Consider the following 23,427-nt stretch of genomic DNA (forward strand, 5'->3'; position numbering starts at 1 on the left):
GCTTCCGCTTGCTGCAAAATCAGGCGAGCCGGAGATATTTCGGGCGCCGTCTGCTTCTTTAAGAAGCGGGTTCATGACGATCGGCATCCGGTTTAATGAAGATTCTGGTCGCAAAAGTAAACGCCGTGACTGCTGGCTGCCGTTTTTAGGAATACGAGCTTACGGCGGAATCGGCGGAAAACCGGCAGGGCCGGGGCCCGAATGCGAGATAAAGATAAAGACAATTAACGGAATCACCTTTACATAAAGTGAGACAAGCGTTAACTGTTAACGATTAAACGGGGGATACAGATATGAACGTACCGGTGGAGGCAGTGCTCCCGGAATTGCTGGACGTGCTGAGGCGGGAGCGGAACGCGGTCCTTATCGCTCCGCCAGGCGCGGGCAAAACGACGCGTGTGCCGCTTGCTCTCCTTCAGGAATCCTGGCTGGACGGCAAACGCATCCTTATGCTGGAGCCGAGGCGGATTGCGGCAAGAGCTGCCGCAGCTTACATGGCATCCCTGCTGGGAGAGAAAACGGGCGAAACGGTCGGTTACCGGATGCGCTCGGACACGAAGGTCGGGCCGAAGACAAGGATCGAGGTCATTACGGAAGGGGTTCTTACCCGCATGCTCCAGCGCGATCCTACTCTCGATGGAGCGGGAATCGTGCTGTTCGACGAGTTTCACGAGCGGAATCTGGCGGCGGACGTGGGCCTCGCTCTCTGCCTGCAATCGCAGTCTCTGCTGCGGGAAGACCTGAAGCTGCTGGTTATGTCCGCGACTTTGGAAGCCGACGGCGTGGCGGCGCTAATGAACGGAGCCCCCGTCGTCACGAGCGAGGGCAGAATGTATCCGGTCGAAACCCGTTACAGGCGGGAACCCGTTAAAGGGTCCGTGGCGGCGGCCGTCCTGGAAACGGTTCTGCAGGCCTGGCACGAGGCGGAAGGGGATCTGCTCGTGTTCTTGCCGGGGGCGCCCGAAATAAGGCGCACGGAAAAAGAACTCGCCGCCCGCCTGCCTTCCGGGCAGGCTCTCGTTGCGCCGCTGTACGGCAGTCTGACGCCGGAGCAGCAGGATCGCGCAATTGCGCCGGACCCGCAGGGAAGGCGCAAAATCGTGCTGGCGACGACGATCGCCGAGACAAGCTTGACCGTCGAAGGCGTGCGCATCGTCATCGACAGCGGACTCGCGCGCGTTGCGCGCTTTTCGCCGCGCACCGGCATGAGCCGCCTGGAGACGGCCGCGGTTTCGCGCGCTTCCGCCGATCAGCGGCGCGGCCGCGCGGGTCGCCTTGCGCCGGGCGTCTGCTTTCGGCTGTGGACGGAGCAGGAGGAGAGGCGCCTCGCACCCGCCGGGCGGCCTGAAATCGCGGAGGCGGATCTGGCGCCGCTGGCGCTCGATCTCGCCGTATGGGGGGCCCGGCCGGACGAGCTGGCCTGGCTCGACGCGCCTCCGGCGGCCGCTTACGCGCAGGCGTGCGGCCTGCTCCGCAGGCTCGGGGCGCTGGACGAAGCGGGCGCCGTCACCGCTCACGGCCGCAGGATGGCGGAGCTGGGCCTGCACCCGCGGCTCGCGCACATGGCGCTGCAGGCGCTTCCGCTGGGCGCGGGAGGGCTTGCCTGCGAGCTGGCGGCGCTGCTCGGCGAGCGGGACATTCTCCGCGGCACGCCGTCGGCCCGGGATGCGGACCTGCGGCTGCGCGTCGAAGCTCTGCGGGCCTATTGCGGCGCGGGCCGCGGGGCGAAGCGGACGCCGCAGGACGCCGCAGGCGGTCCCGCTGCGGAGCCGGAAGTCTTCGCGGCCGCGAGCGGGCAGGCAGGCGCGGATGTTTCCGTGCTGCGCCGTCTCGGAGCGGAAGCGGCCCGCTGGAAGCGCGAGCTGGGCGTTCCGGAGGGCGAATCCGGCGGTACGGAACGGACAGGCCTGCTGCTCGCGTTTGCCTTCCCCGACCGCGTTGCCGGACAGCGTTCGCCGGGGCGGTTTACCCTCAGCAGCGGCAGAGGAGCCGCGCTGCCCGATATGCAGCGCCTCTCGGCGGAGCCTTGGCTGGTCTGCGCCGATCTGGACGACCAGGGTGCGGAAAGTACCGTTTACTTGGCGGCTCCCGTACGGCTGGACGAGCTTGAGGAGCATTTTGCCCATGAAATCGCCGAGGACATTTCGGTGAATTGGGACCGGCAGGCCCAAGCCGTAAGGGCCCGGAAAAAAACATCGCTCGGCATGCTGACCCTCCGGGAGATCACCGTTGCCGCTCCGGACCCGGAGCTTACGCGGGATGCCCTGCTTCAGGGGATCAGAAGCCAGGGGCTGGAAGTGCTGGTCTGGAGCAAGGCAGCGAGGCAGCTGCGCGAGCGTCTGAGCTTTATGGCCCGTCATGATGACCGTTGGCCGGATGTTACCGACGAAGCTCTGCTCACTTCTCTGGAAGAGTGGCTGGGGCCGCATGTGTACGGGATGAAAAACCGGGGAGACCTCCAGCGTCTGAATCTCGTCACAGTGCTGGAAGCCATGCTTACGTGGGAGCAGCGGAGGCTGCTTGACGAGCAGGCGCCGACGCATCTGTCCGTGCCGAGCGGCTCCCGTATTCCGGTCGATTACAGCATGCCGGAAGCTCCGGCCCTGTACGTCCGTCTTCAAGAGATGTTCGGGCTTCAGGCTACGCCTGCCGTCGGCGGCGGACGAGTGCCCTTGACCCTGCACCTGCTTTCACCGGCACAGCGGCCCGTACAGGTTACGCGCGATCTGGAAAGTTTTTGGAAAGAAGCTTATTTCGAAGTTAAAAAAGATCTCAAAGGGCGTTACCCGAAGCATTACTGGCCGGACAATCCGCTTGAAGCGATTCCGACCAGCCGGGCGAAGCCCCGCAAATAGTCCGAACGTACACGTATAGAAAAAGAGGTGTCTCCATGAATGAACAAGCGGCCATCCGGCTGATCCGGCACGATGAGCTGGACCAGCTTCTGGAGCTGTACCGGCAGTTAAATACGGAGGACCCCGTTATACCTCCAGGCGAGAAATTGGATCAGCAGTGGAACGAGATGTTCCATGATCCCCACATGAAGTTTGTCGTAGTCGAAGACGAGGGGAAACTGGCTGCCGTATGCGTGCTGGTCATCGTCCGTAACCTGACCCGCGGCGGACGCCCTTTCGGGTTGATTGAGAATGTCGTAACCAGCGAGAATCACCGCAAAAAAGGGTACGGCAGTCTGATTTTGCAAAAGGCGCTGGATCTGGCCCGGGAGTCGGACTGTTATAAAGTGATGCTCTTGACAAGTTCCAAAGAGGACGCGACGCTTCGTTTTTACGAGAAGAACGGGTTTGAGAAAGACGTCAAAACCGGATTTATCTCTTATTTGTGGGAATAGAGTGGCCGGAACGGGAGAGACGGGACGAAAGGACTGCCGGGGCAATCCTGCTGATGCAGGCGATGATCCGCCGGTATTTCGGTACGGCGGGCCGGAAGTTCCGTGTTCGAACGACGCATGTTTTAAGTGACGGAAGAAATGGAGGGACCGCTGTGTTTAGGAAGCGGATAGGGCAAGCGATTGCGGCGGGGGTTCTGCTCCTGGGGCTGGCCGCATGCTCGAACGGGCAAACCGGTACTCCGGCCGGTAAACCGGAGGCAGGCAAGGAAGCGGATGGGAAGAGGGCGGAGCTTACGGTTTCCGCAGCGGCCAGTCTGAAGGATGCGCTGGAGGAGATCGGCCGGCGTTACGAGAGTGCGAACGGTGGCGTTAAGCTGCTTTATAATTTCGGATCTTCAGGGACTCTGCAGAAACAGATCGAACAGGGAGCTCCCGTGGACATTTTTCTTTCGGCGGGGGTGCCGCAAATGAAGGCTCTGCTGGATAAGCAGCTCATCGATAAGAACCATTCCGGCGTTCTGCTGACCAACGAGCTGGTCCTGATCGTGCCGGAGGATGCGAAAGCGGCCGTCTCCGGTCCGGAAGATCTTTTGAAAGAAACGGTGAAGAAGGTTGCGGTCGGGGAGCCCAAAACGGTTCCGGCAGGCAGCTATACGCAGCAATTTTTGAACGGAGCGGGAATTTGGGATAAGCTGCAGTCCAAAATCGTGTGGACCAAGGATGTCCGGCAGGTACTGGCCTATGTGGAGTCGGGAAACGCCGACGCGGGTTTCGTCTACAAAACGGATGCCCTGACTTCGGGCAAGGTGAGAACGGTGTATACGGCAAAAGAAGCGGCAGGAAGTCCGCCGATCGAATATCCGGCGGGAATCGTTTCGGGCACGAAGCAGGCGGACGAGGCCCGGAAGTTTTATGAGTATTTGTCCGGAGCGGATGCGCGGGACATTTTTACAAAATACGGCTTCGGCTTAAAAAGTTCCTGAACATACCGGTGAATATGGACATGTTCTTCTCTCCCGTCTGGCTGTCGCTGAAAATCGCGCTGCTGTCGGGAGTTCTCGCCTTCGTGTTCGGCGTATCGGCCGCCCGGCTCGTACATAAACGCCCGTTCAGGGGAAGGACTTTGCTGGAAACGGTCTTTATGCTGCCCCTGGTCCTCCCTCCTACGGTGATCGGCTTTTTGCTTCTGCTCGCCTTCGGACGAAGAAGCTGGATCGGCCGTCTGGCCGAATGGCTGTGGGATCAGCCGGTCGTCTTCTCGTGGGGAGCGGGGGTCATCGCGGCGACGGTCGTCGCTTTTCCGCTTGTCTACCAATCGGCCAAAACGGGCTTCCAGACGATCGACCGGGATCTGGAAGGAGCCGCCCGGTCCATGGGAGCTGGCGAGTGGCAAGTGTTGTTCCGAGTTACGCTGCCTCTGGCCGGACCGGCGCTTGTGACCGCTTTTGTGCTCGGTTTTGCCCGGGCGCTGGGCGAATTCGGGGCTACGATCATGATCGCGGGTAACATTCCGGGCCGGACCCAGACGGTTCCGACGGCCATTTACACCGCAGTCGATGCGGGCGACTATACGCTTGCCTGGTGCTGGACGGCGGCGATCGTCGCCTTTTCATTCCTGCTTCTTCTTGCGGGCAATTATCGCCGGAATTCCCCGGAGGGAAGTTCCGCATCCTAAAAAAACCTGCCAGGGCAATGATGCCCGGCAGGTTTTTTGACGTACGTTTTTTTGGGTGTCAGGACCAGTTGTCCTTCTTTAACCGGGCGTCCAGCACGAATGTGCCGAAAGGCAGAAAGGAGGCCAGGATGGCGATCAGCACTTTGAGAATCGACCAGCGGTGAACGAAGGTGACGTGTGTGACTGCGAGCAGGAAAAGGACGAACAAGAGTCCGTGCAAGCCTCCGACAACCGTTACGGGCTGAGGGATGTCCGCGAAGTGCTTGAGCGGCATGGCGATAAACAGCAGCAAGAGGAAAGAGATTCCCTCGAGGATACCGATCACGCGCAAACGCCCAATAGGGGTACTGAGCATGGTTAACATACACCGCCTGTGTAAGTAAAATGTGGAAAAGTTCCGTCTCCCTTCTTACTGTATCACAGAGGCAATCGTGCGCTCAAATAAGCCGCCCGGTCAGGCTTCCTCAGGCCCGCCCGGGGACGGAGAGAAGACTGTTATTCCGCGGTCATGACGGTATAAACGGCCGGATCCAGCGCGGTGACGAACGGGGTCAACGTCCCTGCCGAGTAGAGCTGCAGCTTGTGCATCGCCCTCGTACAGGCCGTGTAGAACAGCTTCCGTTCGCTTTCGCGGCGGTAGGCATGGGCGGAGGCGTCATAGATAAGCACCGCATCGAATTCCACCCCTTTAGCGAGATACGCGGGGATGACCATGACGCCTTTCTCGAACGAAGGCGTATCCTTGCGGATGAGTCGAAGCTCATCCAGGCCGCTCAGCGCTTCGAAGGCGCGCTCGCTTTCGGCGGCGGTTTTGCAGATGACGCCGATGGACGCGGAGCCCTCCGCCTGGAACGCCCGGATTTCCGCCTTCATCCGCCGGATAAGCGCGTCCGTGTCCGCCCCCGTGAAAACGGCGGGCTTGCCGCCCTCCCGGTCGAACGGCTCGATCAGAGCGCCGTCCTTCAGCATGCCGCGCGTGAACTCGACAATCTCCTTGGTCGACCGGTAGCTGCGGTGCAGCACGATTTGCTCCGTCTCGCCGGGACCGTACAAGTGCGCGACGGGCGTGCTTCCCTCCAGCGTGGTCGCCTGGGCGAACACGGCCTGGTTGAAATCGCCGAGCACGGTCATGCGGCAGCGCGGGAAGAGCCTTTTCAGAAATTCAAACTGAAAAGGGGAGTAGTCTTGGGCTTCGTCGATCAGAACGTGCCGGACGATCGTGTTGGTACGGAAGCCTTCGGCCAGTTCCTGCAGGTACAGGAAAGGAGTCGCGTCTTCGTAAGGCAGAGTGCCCCGGTTCATCCGGTTCAGCGTGTACGCGCAGACTTCATCCCACTCGGCAGGAAGTCCGTCCCGGTCCTCGGCGGTCTCCCCGGGAACGGCCAAGTCCGCCGCGGCGGCTGCCCGGTGCAGGGACTGGAACAGGGGCTTGTTCTCGTACAGCTGCCGGTACAGGCCGGGAACATCGACGAAGCGGAGCCGCTTTACCCGTGCCCGCAGGGGCTTGAAATGCTCCCGGACGATCATTTTGCGCAGAAGCTGCTCTTCCACGTCCGCATCGTCGAAGCTTTCGGCGCGTCCCCGTCGTTTGCGAAGCTGATTGTAGGCGCGCTGGTACTGCTCTTTATCGAGGAAATCGAGTTCGTCGCGGACCCAGTCTTCCTGCATCTCCCGCTCCTGATGCGCCGCCAGCTCTTCAAGCAGCCATTCCTTCATAAGTTCGATACGGTTGGCCAGGCGGATGGAGGCGTCGTAGCCGTAGAAGCGGTCCGACAAAGCTTGACGGGACAGGATCACTTGATCCCGGAACACGATGTCTTTGAACAGCATATGCTCCTTCAGAAGCTGATCTTTATACGCTTGAATGACGTGCAGGAAGCGGGAGGAAGCCTTGTACCGGATTCCGCTCAATCTTGCGGCATACCCGGGTGTTTCTTCATCTGCCAGCACATATTCGATCTGATCGAACGGATCCTCGATTTTGAACCGCCGGCCGAGCCGGTGATGCAGATATTCCTGGAACGTCGTCTGCTGCATGTTCTCCTCGCCGAGCTCGGGCAAAACGGTGGACACGTAGCTGTTGAAAAGCGGGTTGGGCGAAAACAGCACCATCTGATCGGCGGTCAGCGTTTTCCGGTGTTTGTACAGCAGATAGGCGACCCGCTGGAGAGCCGCGGATGTTTTGCCGCTGCCCGCGGCGCCTTGTACGATAAGCATCCGTGAGCTGTCGTTGCGGATAATGCGGTTCTGCTCCTTCTGAATGGTGGCGACAATCGTTTTCATCTGGGAGCCCGCCCCTTTGCTGAGCACCTGCTGAAGCAGTTCATCGCCGATCATCAGCCCCGTATCGAACAGAAAATGAATGCGGCCGTCGCGGATAATAAACTGGCGCTTCAGTTCGATTTCGCCCTCTACAAGACCTCCGGGCGTATGATATTCGCCCGGTCCGGGCGCGTAGTCGTAATAAAGGCTGGCGACAGGGGTACGCCAATCGTAGACAAGGAAGGTTTCGCCGTCCTCATCAAGAAAAGAAGACACACCGACGTACACGCGCTCGGTCCGGCTCGCGCCGTCTTCTTTGAAATCAATCCGCCCGAAATAAGGGGAGGGGAGAAGACGGTTCATCCGGTCGGCCAGCTTCTTAAGCTGCCGGTGGGTTCTCTCTCTCTCGGATAAAACTTCGGCCTGCTGCCTCAGGCTGAGGTACGTATCCAGGATATCGTCGTCATGAGCCAGATTGACGGTCACTTCATCCCAGAAATGTTTGCGGATATCGACGACCTGCGATTTGAGCTGCCCGACATCGGGTTCGATTTTCTCCAGCTGCTGCCGAAGCTTGCTTCTCACGAGATCGACCCTCTGCTGTTCGTGCTGCCATTCTTCTTTGGAAACCGACAAGAAAACCCCTCCTTAAAGGTGAAAGAACAACCCGCATAAGCGGCCGTGCAAAAAAAGTTGACAAAGCTGCGCAAAGGTGATAAGCTAAGATTAGATAAAAGCGCTCAATACGTTTAATTACTAGTATTGACAGCGGTTTTTTATTTTACCATCTAACTTTAAATAAATCAATCTTGTTTTAAGCCGTCAGGATAACTGGCGGCTTTTTTGATTTTTTCATACGAGGCGGGGCGAAAAAAATCGGGACCGGCCCCGGCCGCAGGTGACGAATTTGTAAGCCGGACACAAGCGTTTTGCAAGGAAAATCGATGGGTGCTTTCTTCAGATCCTCTTAAAATATTCCTATACACGGAAATAGGATTACGAAGGAGACTGGATGAGAATGCACGTGAGGGAAACAGCCACACTCGCAAATACCCGGATTGAACGCACGGGAAAAGGAAAGCGATTCCTGCTTGCGGTTGCCGCCGCGCTTTTGATTGCGGTGCCTGCGCCCGCCAAGGCGGCAGGAAGCGGTCCGGACAAGCCGGATACCGCACGGATCGACGCTTACATGAAAGGAGTCATGAACCGGTTGCATATTCCCGGAGCCGCGCTGGGCATCGTGAAGAAGGACGGTCCGCTCTATCTTCAAGGCTACGGCATCAGCGGTCCGTACGGCACGAAAACGACTCCCCAGACTGCTTTCGTACTGGGATCGACAACCAAAGCCATTACGGCGGCGGCCGTTATGCAGCTTGCGGAGCAGGGAAAGATCGATCTGGAGGCTCCGGTGCGCCGCTATTTGCCGGATTTCAAAACGACGGTCCCCGAGGAGTCCGACCGGATACGGGTTAAAGATCTGCTTTACCAGACGAGCGGGTTTTCGAAATACGACGGCGTGGCCGCCCTGACGCAGGGGGATTCCACAATCGGAGACCATATCGGCGGGTTAAGTAAAATTTCGCTTGTTCGTGCCCCCGGAACGGGTTTTGAATATTCCAATTTGAACTACAACGTACTCGGCGGTCTGGTGGAGAGCGTGTCGGGCACATCTTACACAGCTTATGTACAAAACCATCTTTTCGAACCGCTCCAAATGAAAAGCAGTTTCGGTTCACCGGCGGAGGCGGGAGGGACGGATCTTGCCGCGGGTTATCAGTCGGTTTTCGGTTTCAAAACTCCGACCCGGCAGCTTGCCCATGCCGGCACGGTTCCTTCCGGTTATCTGATTTCCTCCGCGGAAGATATGACCCGTTTCCTCAGCGCACAGATGAACGGGGGACGTTATAACGAGAAGCGGGTCTGGAGCGAAAAAAGCGGCGCTATGATGCATAAGCCGGAAGCTTCCATGGGCGGCGGCGCTTCCTACGCGATGGGATGGACGGTCAAAAACGGGGTTCTCTTTCATGACGGAGCGACCGAAAATACGTATTCATTTATGGTTATTCACGGCGATACGGGCATTATTCTGCTTCTTAACACGATGGATTATCTCGTCCCGTACGATCAGATCGTTATGGGGATATACGGGATTTTGCAGGGGGAAGACGCTTCTGCCGATGCCCTTCCGAATTATAACCGGACATATGTACTGGCCGATCTGGCATTGATCGCTGTACTTATGCTTGCCGTCCGTGGTTTTTACCGCTTGTTCAAACGGAAAAAGCGCGTGAACCCGACGGCCGGCGGCATTGCGCTGAGTGTGGCGTCAATCGCCTCGGTTCATGTGCTGCTTCCGGCGGGAATTCTGCTGCTGCCGAAGCTGCTTCAAGCCCCGTGGCCGGTTTTGATGGTTTTCCTGCCGGGGCTGTCCCACGGGTTGTATTTCACGGCAATATTGCTGGTTTGTACCGGCTTGCTTAAAATCGCGGCTGTTGTCCGGGCGGTTGCGATTCGGAAGAGAAAAACCGCGCACTGACGGCCATCCGTCTCTGGTTTGTGCGGAACAAATCCGCAATCCTTCCTTCCACCGGACCGGCGCTTCAACTCCGTATTTTTTGGGGTAAGCAAGGGTAGCAAAAAACAGCGGAAGGATGATGAACATGAATTCGGCACGTTTGCAGCGTATCCGGCGCGAGGAGAAGGCGTATCACGAGCAGTATTTCGAAGAGCATGATTTGTACGAGAAGGACAGCTGGCTGGAAGAGCCGGATGGGCGGGTTTTGGCTTATCTGGAGAAGCTTCAGGAGGGGAAACCTCTGCAGGTGCTGGATCTAGGATGCGGAGTCGGACGGAATTCCATTCCGCTGGCCCGTAAGCTCCGGCCGGCAGGCGGAAAAGTCGTCTGTGTGGATTTGCTGGACAAAGCGGTGGAGGATCTTGAAGCCAACAGCGGCAAGTACGGTGTCCAAGATCTTATTGAAACCGGGCAGGCGGACATCAGCGAATACGAGGTGCCGGAGAAGACGTTCGATTATATCCTCGCGGCGTCAAGTCTGGAGCATGTCCGTTCCGAAGCCGCCTTGGAGAAGGTGCTGGCAGGACTTGCGGCAGGGACCAGGGACGGAGGCATCAACTTTATCCTCATGAATACGAACATAAGAGAAGTGGATGCGGAAACGGGTGCGGAGCGCGAAACGCTGATCGAGCTCATTTTGAGTAAAGAGCAAGCGCTGGAGAAGTTCCGGAAGGCATATTCCGGCTGGGAGGAACTTGAGGTGTCCGATAAGCCGCTGGATATCGAAATCAACCGCGGCGAAACGCCGGTTATCATGAAAACGGACTGTTTGAGCTATGCGGTCCGCAAACCGCAGGCCGGTCGTTAAGCCGCCGGGAAAAGACGACAATACCGCCGTCACGATTGAACCGCCGAATAGGCGGATACGGGAAGAGCCGCAGATTAGCTGCGGTTCTTTTTGCTTTTCGTTGAGAATAATTTTCAATTAGGGATTGAAAACGGAACGGGGACCCTCTATACTAATTATGAAAATGATAATCATTATCAATAAAATGGATCACTTTTAATCCTATACATAGATGGAGGGACGGGTGAGGATGAGCGCTTTTATAGTCGTGTACGCGAGCTTGACCGGAAATACGGAAGAAATGGCGGATGCTGTGGTCGAAGGGATCAAACAGGCCGGAGCGACGGTAACGGTCAAGGATATAATGGATGCCCGTGCCGCGGAACTGGAAGATTATGACGGAATCGTACTCGGGGCATACACGTGGGGAGACGGAGAGTTGCCCGACGAGTTTCTGGATTTTTACGAAGAGATGGATGAGCTGCGTCTGACCGGCAAAATAGGAGCGGTATTCGGCTCATGCGATTCGAGTTACGCCCAATACGGAGCGGCCGTCGATCTGTTGACAGAAAAGCTCCAATCCCTCGGCTGCACGGTGCAGGAAGGGCTGAAAATCGAGCTCTGCCCGTCGGCTCCCGAACGCGAATCGTGCAGGGAATTCGGACGCCAGGCCGTATTGCGCCTCCAGGGGGCGCTGTGAGCGGCGGGCCGGCGGCAGGCCGGATGGAGGACGGACGGCTGGAGCAGTTTATTCGCTGTCCCGGCTGCTTCTTTTCCGGCGGAAACTGTCAGGAAAGCGAGCCCTGGCGTGAAAGCGCGAGAACGGCGTCCGACCGGATCATCCGCGAGTTCTACGGTATCGACGCATCCCGGCGGACAGCGGACATTATTCTGGAGAGGCTGGAACTGTACCTTATAAGCCCCGAGGAGTCGGGTCTTGTCATGGAAGATTATTTGCGGATGAAAAAAAATCTGGCGAAATATTTGATTCTCGCCCTCTTTCAGGAAGAGAACACGGACCCGCCTTTGTTTCTCTTCGAGACGCTATCCGTACAGGTCGAAGAGTTGGATCTGGAGCTCGTCATGCACCTGCATGTAGGCGAATGGGCAAACGGCTCCTACACGCTGAAGCGGTATTATCTCGACGAGGACTGGTGTGTCGTGAAGGCGTATCTTCAGCTTTCGCTCGTGTTCGCCTACAAGGCTTTCGGCAGATTGCCGGGCCAGATCGAAGCGTACAACCTGCTTACCGGCGAAGCTTACCGGATTCGTCCCAAAGCGGACGATCTGCCGGCTTCGATGGATTTTCTGCGGCTGACGGATACGCTTATGCGCGAGCACAAGCGCAGCCGGATTATGCTCGCTTAGCGGAAGAGGGCGGCTTGCCGGGGGGGAAGTAGGCCCGCCGTGGACTAAGGCAGGACGCTAGCCCCGTTGCCTCGGCAACGCAGCGACTGTGGGCGGCGGCCCACCGTGAGCGCGGATGCGCAGCGACCGTGGCGGCAAGCCTGCCGTGAGCGGTGACGCGCAGCGACCGTAGGCGGCGGCCCGCCGTGAGCGCGGACGCGCAGCGACCGTGGCGCCATCGTGCCGCAGCGCACTCCCTGCCGCAGCTTAGCCGCTGCGGCGGTTTTGGCCGGCCGTCGTCTCCACCTCGTGCCGCACGATGATCACCGCGGCTTCCAGCAGGGAGGAAGCCGCGAAATCCGCCCCCTCTGGCGGGGCGGTGAACGATTCGGCCGCTCCTGCGCCGCCGATCCGGATTGTCCGGGTTCCGGCCGCCCGGCCCGCCCCGGTGTCGGTCTCGCTGTCGCCGATCATATAGCTCCGCACCAGATCGATGTCATGCTTGCGGGCCAGGTCGAGGAGCATGCCCGGCTTCGGTTTGCGGCAGCGGCAGCCTGCGGCCGGACGGTGGGGGCAGTAAGCGATATCGTCGATGACCGCGTCCTCTGCGGCCAACAGCTTGTTCAGACGTCGGTGAATGGCCAAGAGTGTTTTCTTGGTCATAAATCCGAGTCCGACACCGCCTTGGTTCGTGACGACGCATATGAGAAATCCGGCCTCCTTCAAACCTTTGACGGCTTCCGCTGCACCGGGCAGCAGATAGAGATCGGACGGCTTGTTGACATGACGCACTCTGCCGGTCATCACCTCGTTCAGGACCCCGTCGCGGTCCAGGAATACGGCTTTTTTCATAATGGATTCCTCCTGAAGTAGAACACGATATAAAAATCAATTTTTCCACGCAAAACACACGTACTTGTCCTAGTATAAGAATGTTACTGTGTCGGATTTTAACGGCTGCTCACCCCAAAACATCGTGACGGCCCGTCGCCTGACATCGGGGTCCTGTGATAAACTGTTTTAACCGCGAATTTTTTTGCGAAAAACAGGATGATTGGAGACTCTTATGATTATCACCGAACGGCCCTTTAACGTGAAGGGATTATCGTATACGATCCGGTCGGCTGCCGTAAGTGATGCGGAACAGTTGTCCGGGTTAAGAGTGCAAATCGACGGGGAGACCGAAAATCTGGACCGGGAGCCGGGTGAAGCGTTCATCGACGCGCCGGGCTTCGTAAAGCTGATTGAGGCGGATACGGACAGCCCGACAAACTTGTTTTTGGTCGCGGCCTTAGAGGACCGCATCGTCGCTTTTTCCAGATGCCAAGGAAATGCTTTAAAACGGTTTTCCCATAAAGTCGAATTCGGAGTCGGGGTGCTGAAAGATTTTTGGGGATACGGCATCGGAAAGCATCTTTTACAAACGTCCATCGACTGGGCGGACTCTATCGGAATGGCGAAAATGACGCTGACGGTTCTGGAAACGAACGAAAAAGCCGTTCAGCTGTATGAAAAGCTCGGTTTTGAAGTCGAAGGGGTGTTGAGAAAGGACAAGCTTCTTTCCGACGGCACCTATTACGGCACGCTCATGATGGGCAGATTGAACGAATAAGGGTTTATGCGGCGCAGGATGGGGCTATGATCTCATCCTGTTTTTTCCGTCCGGCTCTTTGATTGATCCCCCGTGCTCGCGGTTAAGTACAACACATACGCTTCTTTAAGCGAAACGGAGGGGATTGACACATGCAAACGATCTGGAAGGGCGCCATCAGCTTCGGTCTTGTCAACGTACCGGTTAAAATGTACACGGCTACACAGGACAACGACATTCCGATGAAAATGCTCCACAAAGAATATAATGTGCCTATCCATTACACCCGCACCTGTCCGAAATGCGAGAGCGAAGTGAACTGGAGCGAGATCGTCAAAGGCTACGAATATGAACCGGGCCATTTCGTCACGTTCGACAAGAAGGAGCTGGAAGGGCTTGCCTCGGAGAAATCCCGTGAAATCCGGATTCTCGATTTTGTTCATCTGGAAGAAATCGATCCGATTTATTTCCAGAAAACGTATTACCTGGCGCCTGACGAAGCGGGAACCCACGCTTATAATCTGCTTGTGTCGGCACTGGAAGAAACGGAGAAAATCGGAATCGCCAACGTGACGATCCGTTCCAAAAGCAGTCTGGCCGCAATCCGCGTCATCGACGGGGTACTTTCCATGGTAACGATGTGGTATGCCGAGGAAATCCGGCCCAAGGAGCAGATTCCGAATTTGCCGGAAGAGACCGAAGCCGATGAGCGTGAGCTGGAAATGGCCAAAATGCTGATCGAACAGCTCACCGGAAAATTCAATCCCGATAAATATGAAGACGATTACCGCGAACGTCTGCTGGACGCGATCGAAGATAAAGTAGAGGGCAAGGAAGTGAAGCTGGCTCCGGAGGAGAAAAAGTCGAATGTCATCGATCTGATGGATGCCCTCCAAGCGAGCCTCAAGCAGATGAAAGACAAGCAGGGAGGCGCCGGACCCGAGAAGAAAAAAACTTCCGGAACAGCAGGACGCACGGGCACGGGAGGACGGAAAAAGACGGAAACCACTCCGAAACCCGCTGCCAAAGGCAAGCCGAAAAGCCGTTCCAAGTCGTCGGCGAAGAAGACGGGGAGCTGATGTATGCAGCCTTTTCTGCCGATGTCGCCCATCCTCACGAGTACGCTTCCTGAAGGCGATGAATGGATCTACCAGCTCAAATGGGACGGATTCCGGATTCTTGCTTTTGTGAATAACGGAAAAGTGGAGCTGTTCTCCAAGAAGATGTTATCAAAGAACCGGAACTATCCCGATTTGATCGAAGCTCTGGAGCAGTTGACGGGGACCTTCGTGCTTGACGGAGAAGCCGTTATTCTTGACCCCGCTACCGGACGGCCCAGCTTCCAGAAAATGCAGCAGCGGGACAAACTGACCGATCCGGCTTTAATCCGTCGCGCGGTCGCGCGCGAACCCGTTCATTACATGCTTTTCGATGTGCTTCAAATCGGGGAGGAAAATCTTCGCGGCGTTCCTTTCAGGGAACGCTTCAGGCGGCTGGAGGAGCTTGCGTCCGGCTGGAAGCCGCCTCTTTACCTGACCGATCTGTACGGGGACCCCGGGACGCTGTGGGAGTGGGTGACCGCTAACGAGTGGGAAGGCGTCATTGCCAAACGTGCCGGAAGTCCCTATCGCGAGGGCAAAGAACACAAAGACTGGTTCAAGCGTAAAAGAGCCGTCCGGCACGAAGTTCAGGCCGTCGGCATTCTGCTTAAGGAAGGCCGGGTGGCCAGTCTCGTCATGAGCCGCGAAGGCCGTTATTTCGGCCGTGTCTCGTCGGGGTTGAACGAGCGGATAAAACGCGAGCTCCGCGGCTTTAAGACGGGACGGATTATTGAAGATTATTTCATGGGGACGCCCGAAGGATTGCGAAGCGCCGAAGTGCTGTGGCTGGAACAGCCGCTGACGATCCTTGTTACGGGACGCGAGGTGACGGAAAGCGGCCTGCTGCGGCATCCTAAACTGCTGGCGCTGGAAGGGATGACATTATGAGTCCGAGCTCAACCGAATCAGGTGTCGTTACGGTCGAAGGAAACGAAATTACGGTATCGAACCCGCAGAAGCTTCTCTGGCCCGAAGCGGGCATTACGAAGGTAATATACCTGCAGAAGCTTATCGCGCTTTCTCCGTACCTGCTTCCCTATTGCCGGGACCGGTACCTGACTACGATCCGTTATCCGGACGGGGTCGGAGGGAAGTTTTTTTACCAGAAAAACGCGCCCTCCAAGCTGCCGGAATTCGTGAAAACAGCGGCTCACGGAGGCGTTAATTATATTCACCTGGACTCTTTGTCGACTCTGCTTTGGCTCGGTAATCTGGCTGCGCTGGAATTTCACCCCTCGTTCGAATACATCGGCGGGGAAGAACCCGCGGAATGGGTGCTGGATATCGATCCGAGCTTCGAAGACGAGCCCAGGCTCATGGAAGCCGTCGCGATCATCGGGGAAACACTCGAAGGGATGGGCGTACGCTCGGTTCCGAAAACGTCGGGTGCGACGGGTGTTCAGATTTTCGTTCCGATTCGCGGAGTATATACGTTCGATCAGCTCCGTTCCGTCGGAGAATTTCTGGGGAACTATCTGGCTGAGAAGCATCCCCGGCTCTTTACGGTCGAAAGGCTGATCAAAGAGCGGGGGAAGAAGATTTATATCGATTATGTGCAGCATGCTCCCGGCAAAAGTTTGTCGGCGCCCTACACGCCCCGGGGCAGGGCGGAAGCGACAGTTTCGACGCCTTTGACCTGGGACGAAGTCCGTCAGGGAGTAAGCCCGAAACTGTTTACCCTGTTCACGATCGAGCAGCGGCTGGACAAGACAGGGGATCTTATCGCGGCGGAAGAAAAACAGTCGCTGGACCCGGTGCTTGATTTTATCCGGTGACCGACCGGTGAAAAACCGGCTTGGTCGGGATCTGGGCCCGAACGGAAAAGCTTCGCAAATGGAGTTTATGGGTTTTCCGGGCTTTGTTGTCCGGGTTTCTTTTATTTCAGCGTCCCGGTGAGTAACAATCGGGTTTTCCGGGTAAGTAAAATCATAACAAAGCAGGAGGGGATTCCGATGTCCAAACATGAACCGGCTTCCGTACATACGACGCCGAGCCCCGAAGGCGGCTGGGACAATCAGCGCGACGGAGAGAAATTCAGCCATCACGATACGAAAGAAGAAGCGCAGGCAAGAGGCCGTGAAGAAGCCAAAAAGAGAGAAACGGAGCACAAAATTCACAACAGGGACGGCAAAATTTCGGAATCCAACAGCTACGGGAACGATCCGTTTCCGCCGAAAGGCTGATTGCGCCAAGCGGATTCCACGGAAACATAAATCATTCCATCCTTTTTCCGAAACCGGAGAAAGGATTTTTTTGATAGGGAGAGAATTACAAAAACTTCTTTACACCTTGTGAAAGTCAAAGGTAAGTTAAAAGAAAGACCTTTCAACTAAACGGGGGAGTGATGGAAGTGGAAGTGAAGCAAGCGGGAAAAATCGATATCGCCCGGTACGACAGCAACTTGAAGACGGAGAATATGGCCGATGGCGAAGCCGTATGGCACGATCCCACGCAGGAGCCGTTCAGGATCTCGGGGTTTCCGTGGCTGAAGACGGAAGGCCGGTACCGGCGGCTGCCCGTTCTTCCGGCCGGCAGGCTGCCGGAAGCGGTCGACCGGCTCGCGGACTGCACGGCGGGCGGGCAGATCCGCTTTAAAACCGATACGGCGCAGCTGTCCGTCCGGGTCCGGCTCGGCGGCGATGCCGTCATGCCCCATATGACGCTGCTGGGCCAAAGCGGGTTTGACTGTTACATCGGGGAGCCGGGTAATCAGCGTTATATTGCAACCGCTTCCTTTACGCCGGGAGACTCCGGTTACACGTCAAGGCTCTACCGGTTCGGAGAGAAAGGGATGCGGCACGTCACGCTGAACTTCCCTCTGTACCAGGGGGTGGAGGAGGTTTGGATCGGAACGGACGCCGATGCCCGCCTGGAAGAGCCGCTCCCCTATGAAAGTGCGGGAAGGGTTATCGTCTACGGCACATCGATCACTCAGGGGGGCTGCGCGAACCGGCCGGGCATGAGCTATCCCGGTATTTTAAGCCGGCAAATAAACCGGGAGTTTATTAATCTCGGCTTCTCGGGCAGCGGCAAGGGAGAACCGGAAGTGGCCGAAGTGATCCGCGAAATCGGAAATCCCGCTCTGCTGGTTCTGGATTATGAAGCCAACACGGGTGAGCCGGAGAACATCCGGGACACGCTGCCGGTATTTATCGAGCTGTACCGGGAAAAACACCCGGAGGTACCGATTCTCGTCCTCTCCTGCGTCGAGTTTGCCGCCGTCACATTCGACCCGGCTGTCCGCAAGAAGCTGGATGACCGGCGGGCCATACAGCGGAAGATCGTAGAGGGCCGGATCGCTGACGGCGACCGGTTCATCACCTTCTTTGACGGGTCGGGGCTGCTCGGCGAAGACGGCCATGAATGTACGGTGGACGGGATTCACCCGACCGATCTCGGCTTTAAGCGGATGGCGGACGGACTACTCGGAGTATTCAAGCGATGCTTGCAAGCGGAATAAGAAATCGCGCGGCCCCGACGCGCCGCTTCCGCTTCCGTCGCTTTCGTTCGCTAGCCTTGCTCAGAAGTTCGCTCCTCCTGGGAGCGCTTGCCGCCGTTTTCTCCGGGTGCGAACGAGCGCCCGAAGCTGCCGGCGGCGGACTTGTCCCGCAAGTCCCCGCATCTGCGGCCGATTCCATCTCGATTGTAACGAATACGATCGGAATGAGCTTTCCCCAGGGACTGGACGAGAATAATAATCCTTACCTGCGATACATCGAAGAGAACACCGGGTTGAGCATTAAGGTGACTCTCCCGCCTCAGGATGTATATCCCGAAAAGCTGAACGTTATCATGTCCTCCGGCAATTTGCCGGATCTCATTAATTTTTCCGACAAAGTATGGATGAACGATAACGCCAGACAGAACAAGCTGATGCCGCTGGACGAGCTTATTGACCGGTACGGCAAAGCCCTCAAAGAGAAAATACCGAAAGAAGCATGGGATCAGGTCACCATCGACGGCAAAATTTACGCGGTACCGAGCCTGAACGAAGTGAAAGGGCTGGAACTGATGTACGCGCGCAAGGACTGGCTGGATCGCCTCGGTCTCGCACCGCCAGTCACGCTGGACGATTATTACAAGGTGATCCGCGCCTTTACGCTGGACGACCCGGACGGCAACGGGCTTAACGACACGATCGGGCTGACGTTCGGCGAGGCGCTCTCCCGTTCGGCGCCCTTCTTCGGCGCGTTCGGTGTGCAGCTCGATCAGTGGACCGAGCGTTACGGCGAGCTTGCCTACACGAGTACGCTGCCCGAGACGAAAGAAGCGCTCGCTTTCCTGAACAAGCTGTACCGCGAGAAGCTGCTCGACCCCGAGTTTCCGTTGAACCGCAACCCCAGTTTGATGGACAAAGTCAAAAACGGCAAGGTCGGCCTGTTCTCGGCCGCCTGGTACGATACGCGGGGGCCGATTGCCGCCAATATGCAAAAAGATCCCCGCGCCGTCTGGATTCCACTGGAATTCCCGACAGGTCCGGAAGGGCACAGCGGGGTCTACGCGACCAATCTGATCCGCTCGTACAACGTCATTCCGGTAGGCAGCACCAATCCCGGAGGGGTCATCCGTTACTTGAATTTCATTGCGGGTGACGGATACAAGACGCTCAAGCTGGGCTTTGAGAACGAAATCTGGTCAACGCAGAACGGCAAGATGGTGATCAACTTCGAGGAACACGACAAGCATTTGTATCGCGGCATCTATCAGGCGATGGCGGATATTCATGATAAAGAGACTTCGCAAATACGGCTCGATGCTCTGGGCGATTTTCATTTATACGACAACTTAAAGCGGATCGAAGGCCATCTCATTCCGAACGCTTTCTACGGCTCGCCGACCCCGTCGATGAGCAAATACTATAACATCAAGGGGAAAGAACTCATGGAACATTTCGTCCGTATCGTTGTGGGTGTCGAGCCCCTGGACTCATTTGAAGCGTCCGTGGAACAGTGGAGGAAAGAAGGCGGAGAGGACATGACCCGGGAAGTGAACGAGTGGTACAAGAAGCAGGGTATTCCGCAGGGTACGCGATGAGAAAGACATTACGCTGGCTGCTGGGCAAGTTTCAGCGGAATATTCAAGTCCGGCTGACTTGTTACTTTCTGCTCATCCTGCTTCCGCTCGTACTGGTCAGTCTCTTTGCCAACGAACGCTCCCAGCAGATTCTCGTCGAGCAGGCGGCGGAAAGGTCTAGGCTGGCCTTGAATTCCGCCATGGACTATATCGATTTGACGCTGCAGAGTGTAGAGGAGCTGTCCACGCTGATCTCGACGGACGCCGAGCTGATCGGCGCTTTGTCCCGCAACGGAGAGGAACTGACGCCGCGTTCCGTCGTAGAGTTTTCGCAAATGATGAAGCAGTTGGCCAATATGAACTCGATCAATCACATTGCCTCCCAAATTTCCATCTATCATTATCCGACGGGAAGGATGTTTTCCACGAATTACGGCATAAGCCGCCTGGACAAGAGCCAGCAGGATTTTATGCACGACATGACGCTCAAAAACGGCACGGGCATTTCGTACATGCTGCCGGGACAAATCATTTACGGGAGCAGCACCTTCGGCGACCTGATGAAGTCGGACAGCGTCACCCTGGTCCGCTCCATGGACCTGTACAATCCTCAGCGGGAACAGAATGTGATGCTCATTACGCTGAACAAAACGCGGCTGCTCAATCTGATCAAACCGCTGCTTCCTTCTCCCCAGACCAAAATCTATTTGACTAACGCGGACAACAACTTGATTGCGGGCATCGGCAAGGAAGGGGAGACGCGTGATAAATATCTGCCCTCCGAACCGGATGTGCTGTCGGTCTCCATCTCTTCCGCCACGTCCAAATGGAAGCTGACGATGACCCAGCCCAAGAGCGAGCTGTACAGCAAAACGGAGCAGGTCACGCTCTACATGTACGGAATCATTACGATCAGTATTCTGCTCGCTTTGTGGATCTCCTGGATCGTCTACACGGGCATCGCTTCACCGCTGCAAAAACTGTCCCACGGGATCAAAAGGCTGGGCAGCGGCAAGCTGAACATCCAGCTGGAGAACAAGCGGAAAGACGAATTCGGGTATTTGACCGAAGCGTTCAACCAGATGGCCCAGCAGCAGAAGCATCTGATCGAGGATCATTACGAGCAGGAGCTGCGGCTGGCCAAGACGGAGCTGAAATTTTTGCAGTCCCAGATTAACCCGCATTTTCTGTACAACACGCTCGATTCCATCTACTGGACGGCTAAAAATTACGAAGCGGACGAAATCAGCGAAATGGTCCTGAACCTGTCGCGGTTTTTCCGGCTGAGCCTGAACAAGGGCCGCGAAGTTTTTTCGGTGGAAGAAAGCTTCTCGCACCTGCATTACTACATCCGGATCCAGCAGATCCGGTTTCTCGAAAATTTCGAGGTGGAGTATCGGATGGAAGACGATACGAAGGGGATTCCGCTTCTTAAGCTGCTGCTCCAGCCCTTGGTGGAAAACGCCATCCTCCACGGGATGGACGGCAAGGAGCACGGCGGCCGCCTCATTGTATCCTCCAGACTGGACGAAGGGGCGCTCGTGCTGGAAGTGCAGGACAACGGCAGCGGCATCCCGCAGGAGCGGCTGGCCTACATCCAGGAGGAGCTTGGCAAGCTGCACAGACGCAAGGGCAAACTTTACTCGCTGGATGAAGAAGGCGTGGACGATCTGTTCGGACTAAGGAATGTCATGTCCAGGATCAAGCTTTATTATGGCGGAAGCGCGGAGCTGAGTATCGACAGTGCGGAAGGCGGAGGCACCCGGACGGCGCTCAGGCTTCCCCTGGGCCGCTGCAGAGAAGATTTCAGTCCCGGTGCGGACAGCATGATCGGCTACAAGGAGGAGACGGGAGCATGAACTTAATGATCGTCGAGGATGAAGTGCGCCTGCGCACTTCGCTCGTAAACAATATTCCGTGGGAAGACAACGGAATCGAAGTGACCGGCCAGGCGGCGAGCGGGACGGAAGCGTTGTTTCTGTTCGAGCGGAAAAAGCCGGACATCGTTCTGCTCGATGTCCAGATGCCGGAGATGGACGGGCTTACTCTGGCCCGTAAGCTGCGAGAGAAAGATGCCTTCGTGAAGATGATTATTCTCAGCGGGCACGATAACTTCGGCTTCGCCCAGAAAGCGATCGAAGCGGGTGTTTCCCAGTATCTGCTGAAGCCGGCAGGAGACGGGGAGATCCTGGAGGCGGTTCTGAGCGCGGCCGAACAGCTGCGGCAGGAGCTGGAGCGCTGGCACAGCCAGGCGGAGCTCCAGGAGAAATGGTCGGAGCATCTGCCCCAGCTGCAGAGCGCGTTTTTCCAGAATTTGATCGGCGGCAAGTACGCCCTCTGGGAAATCCGCAAGATCAGCAGGGACTACCTGCTCGATCTGGATGAGAGCATGCAATACGCCGTAGCGGTAGCGGACGTCGATCCGCTCGCTTCCGGAGAGCTCCGCTACAAAAGCGGGGATATGCCGCTGCTGCGCTTCTCGCTCCAGTGTGTCGCCCGGGAGTTTCTCCAGCCGCATTCGTGCTGGGTGAATACGGACGCAAGCGGCTACACGCTGATGCTGTTCGCCATGCCGGCGGCCGATTCGCCGAACGACGTGATGCTGCGCGTGCATGCCGCTGTCGTGAAGCTGCTCTCCCAGGCGAAAGAGTGCCTGAAGGTCACGTGCAGCGCGGGAATCAGCGGCGGGACCGGCGGCCTCACGGAGATCAGCAAGCTGTACGCCCAGGCGTACCAGGCGCTGCAGGACCGCATCGTGTACGGGGCCGACATTGCGGTGCCGTACCGGGACAAGCCGGCGGCCGGGACGTCGGTGCCGCTATCGCCGGGACTGGAGAAGACGCTGGAAATCGCTCTGGAAACCGGCGATGAGGATCAGGCGATGACGACGCTTGCGGAGCTGTGGGATCAGGCGATGGAAGGAACGGAGACCGCTGCGGGGATGCACGAGGCGCTGATGTACTGGACGAGCCTCATGATCCGGCTCATTCACAAGCAGGGCTGGAGCGTGCAGGATGTCGTCAAGGAGGACTATCCGTATTACCGGGACGTCACCCTGCTAAGTACGAAGCAGCAGATCCGGGCCTGGCTGGAGCGGTCGGTGCACCACTACTCGGCGTATCTGCAGGAACAGCGCAAAACGACGAGTCACGGAGTCGTGAAGACGATCCTGTCCATGGTCGAGAAGGAGATCGACAGCGATATCACTCTCCACAGCGTGGCGGACCGGCTGTATGTCAATTCCTCGTACTTGAGCCGCTTGTTCAAACAGGAAACGGGCGTCGCGTTTTCCACGTACGTGCTGGAGCGGAAAATGGACCGCGCCAAGGCGGCGCTGCTGGAAGGCGCCAAGGTGTATGATGCGGCCCGGCTCGTCGGTTACCGGGACGTCAGCTATTTTACGAAAGTGTTCCGTAAATATTGGGGCGTCACACCGGGCGAAATGAAGCCGTAGCCGGCCGGGACGGGAACGGATACCGGGTGTTTGCGGCATCAGGAAAGAGAGAGCGTCCAATGTTTTCCGTCTATTCCGGGTATTCCAAAAACAGTAAATAAAAGTGCGAAAAAACTGTCCGCCGCTTACGGCGGGCGGTTTTTTTATGGAACGCGTCGGCATCCGAGAGATCTCCGGAAAGGATCAGCGCGCTATCAAAGTACCACAAATAGTAATGAGAGTCCTCTACTACGGATTTCGCGCAGGTTCTACACTTAGTACTATACAAAAGCGA

General features: G+C 57.2%; 21 protein-coding genes. 18 read left to right on the forward strand and 3 right to left on the reverse strand.

Going from position 1 to position 23,427, the window contains the following annotated elements; translation table 11 throughout:
- The first annotated feature begins 73 nt into the window (after positions 1-73).
- The 5 genes from ABC395_RS10935 to modB all read left to right on the forward strand — a co-directional run bounded on the left by ABC395_RS10935 (position 74) and on the right by modB (position 5,024).
- Positions 74-247, forward strand: a complete 174-nt coding sequence (locus tag ABC395_RS10935) for a hypothetical protein (protein WP_413002954.1) — start codon at positions 74-76, stop codon at positions 245-247.
- Positions 248-293: 46 nt separating this feature from the next.
- A complete protein-coding gene (gene hrpB, locus ABC395_RS10940) occupies positions 294-2,855 on the forward strand; it encodes an ATP-dependent helicase HrpB (protein ID WP_413002956.1) in 2,562 nt (853 codons plus the stop codon).
- Positions 2,856-2,890: 35 nt separating this feature from the next.
- Positions 2,891-3,349 carry a GNAT family N-acetyltransferase gene (locus tag ABC395_RS10945; protein ID WP_413002957.1) on the forward strand — a complete coding sequence of 153 codons (459 nt, stop codon included), beginning with the start codon at positions 2,891-2,893 and terminating at the stop codon, positions 3,347-3,349.
- A 152-nt stretch (positions 3,350-3,501) separates the two neighbouring features.
- Positions 3,502-4,332: a molybdate ABC transporter substrate-binding protein gene (gene modA / locus ABC395_RS10950; RefSeq protein ID WP_413002959.1), complete on the forward strand. Its 831-nt coding sequence runs from the start codon at positions 3,502-3,504 to the stop codon at positions 4,330-4,332.
- Between the two features lie 20 nt (positions 4,333-4,352).
- The gene (gene modB / locus ABC395_RS10955; protein ID WP_413002961.1) at positions 4,353-5,024 is read left to right on the forward strand and encodes a molybdate ABC transporter permease subunit; all 672 of its coding nucleotides are present in this window, start codon (positions 4,353-4,355) and stop codon (positions 5,022-5,024) included.
- Positions 5,025-5,082: 58 nt separating this feature from the next.
- On the opposite strand, the gene ABC395_RS10960 is transcribed toward modB, so the two are convergent.
- Positions 5,083-5,379, reverse strand: coding sequence for a DUF3817 domain-containing protein (locus ABC395_RS10960; RefSeq protein WP_413002963.1), 297 nt, complete (start codon positions 5,377-5,379; stop codon positions 5,083-5,085).
- Between the two features lie 140 nt (positions 5,380-5,519).
- The gene (helD, locus tag ABC395_RS10965; protein ID WP_413002964.1) at positions 5,520-7,922 is read right to left on the reverse strand and encodes an RNA polymerase recycling motor HelD; all 2,403 of its coding nucleotides are present in this window, start codon (positions 7,920-7,922) and stop codon (positions 5,520-5,522) included.
- 382 nt (positions 7,923-8,304) lie between these two features.
- Here helD and ABC395_RS10970 point away from each other — a divergent pair, with 382 nt between their 5' ends.
- From ABC395_RS10970 to ABC395_RS10985, 4 genes are all read left to right on the forward strand, one after another.
- A complete protein-coding gene (locus ABC395_RS10970; protein WP_413002966.1) occupies positions 8,305-9,822 on the forward strand; it encodes a serine hydrolase domain-containing protein in 1,518 nt (505 codons plus the stop codon).
- A 124-nt stretch (positions 9,823-9,946) separates the two neighbouring features.
- Positions 9,947-10,669: a class I SAM-dependent methyltransferase gene (locus tag ABC395_RS10975; protein WP_413002968.1), complete on the forward strand. Its 723-nt coding sequence runs from the start codon at positions 9,947-9,949 to the stop codon at positions 10,667-10,669.
- A gap of 229 nt (positions 10,670-10,898) precedes the next feature.
- Positions 10,899-11,348, forward strand: a complete 450-nt coding sequence (locus ABC395_RS10980) for a flavodoxin (RefSeq protein WP_413002970.1) — start codon at positions 10,899-10,901, stop codon at positions 11,346-11,348.
- Positions 11,345-12,016 (forward strand): hypothetical protein, encoded by a 672-nt coding sequence (locus tag ABC395_RS10985; RefSeq protein WP_413002972.1) that lies wholly within the window; start codon positions 11,345-11,347, stop codon positions 12,014-12,016. The genes ABC395_RS10980 and ABC395_RS10985 overlap by 4 nt, the downstream gene beginning before the upstream one ends.
- Positions 12,017-12,262: 246 nt before the next feature.
- Here ABC395_RS10985 and ABC395_RS10990 read toward each other — a convergent pair whose 3' ends face one another.
- Complete coding sequence (locus ABC395_RS10990) at positions 12,263-12,847, reverse strand: D-glycero-alpha-D-manno-heptose-1,7-bisphosphate 7-phosphatase (RefSeq protein ID WP_413002974.1); 585 nt, start codon at positions 12,845-12,847, stop codon at positions 12,263-12,265.
- 214 nt (positions 12,848-13,061) lie between these two features.
- Between ABC395_RS10990 and ABC395_RS10995 the strand changes: the two genes are divergently transcribed.
- The 9 genes from ABC395_RS10995 to ABC395_RS11035 all read left to right on the forward strand — a co-directional run bounded on the left by ABC395_RS10995 (position 13,062) and on the right by ABC395_RS11035 (position 23,153).
- On the forward strand, positions 13,062-13,607 hold the full coding sequence (locus tag ABC395_RS10995; protein ID WP_413002975.1) for a GNAT family N-acetyltransferase: 546 nt from the start codon (positions 13,062-13,064) through the stop codon (positions 13,605-13,607).
- Positions 13,608-13,738: 131 nt separating this feature from the next.
- Complete coding sequence (gene ku / locus ABC395_RS11000; protein ID WP_413002977.1) at positions 13,739-14,665, forward strand: non-homologous end joining protein Ku; 927 nt, start codon at positions 13,739-13,741, stop codon at positions 14,663-14,665.
- A 3-nt stretch (positions 14,666-14,668) separates the two neighbouring features.
- On the forward strand, positions 14,669-15,574 hold the full coding sequence (locus ABC395_RS11005; protein WP_413002979.1) for an ATP-dependent DNA ligase: 906 nt from the start codon (positions 14,669-14,671) through the stop codon (positions 15,572-15,574).
- Complete coding sequence (gene ligD / locus ABC395_RS11010; protein WP_413002981.1) at positions 15,571-16,461, forward strand: non-homologous end-joining DNA ligase; 891 nt, start codon at positions 15,571-15,573, stop codon at positions 16,459-16,461. Before ABC395_RS11005 ends, ligD begins: the two co-directional genes overlap by 4 nt.
- A gap of 177 nt (positions 16,462-16,638) precedes the next feature.
- A complete protein-coding gene (locus tag ABC395_RS11015; RefSeq protein WP_103996032.1) occupies positions 16,639-16,869 on the forward strand; it encodes a DUF2188 domain-containing protein in 231 nt (76 codons plus the stop codon).
- A 161-nt stretch (positions 16,870-17,030) separates the two neighbouring features.
- A complete protein-coding gene (locus ABC395_RS11020; RefSeq protein WP_413002983.1) occupies positions 17,031-18,146 on the forward strand; it encodes an SGNH/GDSL hydrolase family protein in 1,116 nt (371 codons plus the stop codon).
- A complete protein-coding gene (locus tag ABC395_RS11025; RefSeq protein ID WP_413002984.1) occupies positions 18,128-19,720 on the forward strand; it encodes an extracellular solute-binding protein in 1,593 nt (530 codons plus the stop codon). The genes ABC395_RS11020 and ABC395_RS11025 overlap by 19 nt, the downstream gene beginning before the upstream one ends.
- A complete protein-coding gene (locus ABC395_RS11030; RefSeq protein WP_413002986.1) occupies positions 19,717-21,558 on the forward strand; it encodes a cache domain-containing sensor histidine kinase in 1,842 nt (613 codons plus the stop codon). The genes ABC395_RS11025 and ABC395_RS11030 overlap by 4 nt, the downstream gene beginning before the upstream one ends.
- Positions 21,555-23,153 (forward strand): response regulator transcription factor, encoded by a 1,599-nt coding sequence (locus ABC395_RS11035; RefSeq protein WP_413002988.1) that lies wholly within the window; start codon positions 21,555-21,557, stop codon positions 23,151-23,153. Before ABC395_RS11030 ends, ABC395_RS11035 begins: the two co-directional genes overlap by 4 nt.
- Positions 23,154-23,427: the final 274 nt, after the last annotated feature.

This window comes from Paenibacillus canaveralius (assembly GCF_047238265.1).
In the GTDB taxonomy this organism is placed as follows: Bacteria; Bacillota; Bacilli; order Paenibacillales; family NBRC-103111; genus Paenibacillus_F.

What these genes read in the sequence shown, in the direction of transcription:
- ABC395_RS10935 (WP_413002954.1), top strand. Translation starts at nt 74, where the DNA reads ATGACGATCGGCATCCGGTTTAATGAAGATTCTGGTCGCAAAAGTAAA.
- hrpB (WP_413002956.1), top strand. Translation starts at nt 294, where the DNA reads ATGAACGTACCGGTGGAGGCAGTGCTCCCGGAATTGCTGGACGTGCTG.
- ABC395_RS10945 (WP_413002957.1), top strand. Translation starts at nt 2,891, where the DNA reads ATGAATGAACAAGCGGCCATCCGGCTGATCCGGCACGATGAGCTGGAC.
- modB (WP_413002961.1), top strand. Translation starts at nt 4,353, where the DNA reads ATGTTCTTCTCTCCCGTCTGGCTGTCGCTGAAAATCGCGCTGCTGTCG.
- ABC395_RS10960 (WP_413002963.1), bottom strand. Translation starts at nt 5,379, where the DNA reads ATGCTCAGTACCCCTATTGGGCGTTTGCGCGTGATCGGTATCCTCGAG.
- ABC395_RS10970 (WP_413002966.1), top strand. Translation starts at nt 8,305, where the DNA reads ATGCACGTGAGGGAAACAGCCACACTCGCAAATACCCGGATTGAACGC.
- ABC395_RS10975 (WP_413002968.1), top strand. Translation starts at nt 9,947, where the DNA reads ATGAATTCGGCACGTTTGCAGCGTATCCGGCGCGAGGAGAAGGCGTAT.
- ABC395_RS10980 (WP_413002970.1), top strand. Translation starts at nt 10,899, where the DNA reads ATGAGCGCTTTTATAGTCGTGTACGCGAGCTTGACCGGAAATACGGAA.
- ABC395_RS10990 (WP_413002974.1), bottom strand. Translation starts at nt 12,847, where the DNA reads ATGAAAAAAGCCGTATTCCTGGACCGCGACGGGGTCCTGAACGAGGTG.
- ABC395_RS10995 (WP_413002975.1), top strand. Translation starts at nt 13,062, where the DNA reads ATGATTATCACCGAACGGCCCTTTAACGTGAAGGGATTATCGTATACG.
- ku (WP_413002977.1), top strand. Translation starts at nt 13,739, where the DNA reads ATGCAAACGATCTGGAAGGGCGCCATCAGCTTCGGTCTTGTCAACGTA.
- ABC395_RS11005 (WP_413002979.1), top strand. Translation starts at nt 14,669, where the DNA reads ATGCAGCCTTTTCTGCCGATGTCGCCCATCCTCACGAGTACGCTTCCT.
- ligD (WP_413002981.1), top strand. Translation starts at nt 15,571, where the DNA reads ATGAGTCCGAGCTCAACCGAATCAGGTGTCGTTACGGTCGAAGGAAAC.
- ABC395_RS11015 (WP_103996032.1), top strand. Translation starts at nt 16,639, where the DNA reads ATGTCCAAACATGAACCGGCTTCCGTACATACGACGCCGAGCCCCGAA.
- ABC395_RS11020 (WP_413002983.1), top strand. Translation starts at nt 17,031, where the DNA reads ATGGAAGTGGAAGTGAAGCAAGCGGGAAAAATCGATATCGCCCGGTAC.
- ABC395_RS11025 (WP_413002984.1), top strand. Translation starts at nt 18,128, where the DNA reads ATGCTTGCAAGCGGAATAAGAAATCGCGCGGCCCCGACGCGCCGCTTC.
- ABC395_RS11030 (WP_413002986.1), top strand. Translation starts at nt 19,717, where the DNA reads ATGAGAAAGACATTACGCTGGCTGCTGGGCAAGTTTCAGCGGAATATT.
- ABC395_RS11035 (WP_413002988.1), top strand. Translation starts at nt 21,555, where the DNA reads ATGAACTTAATGATCGTCGAGGATGAAGTGCGCCTGCGCACTTCGCTC.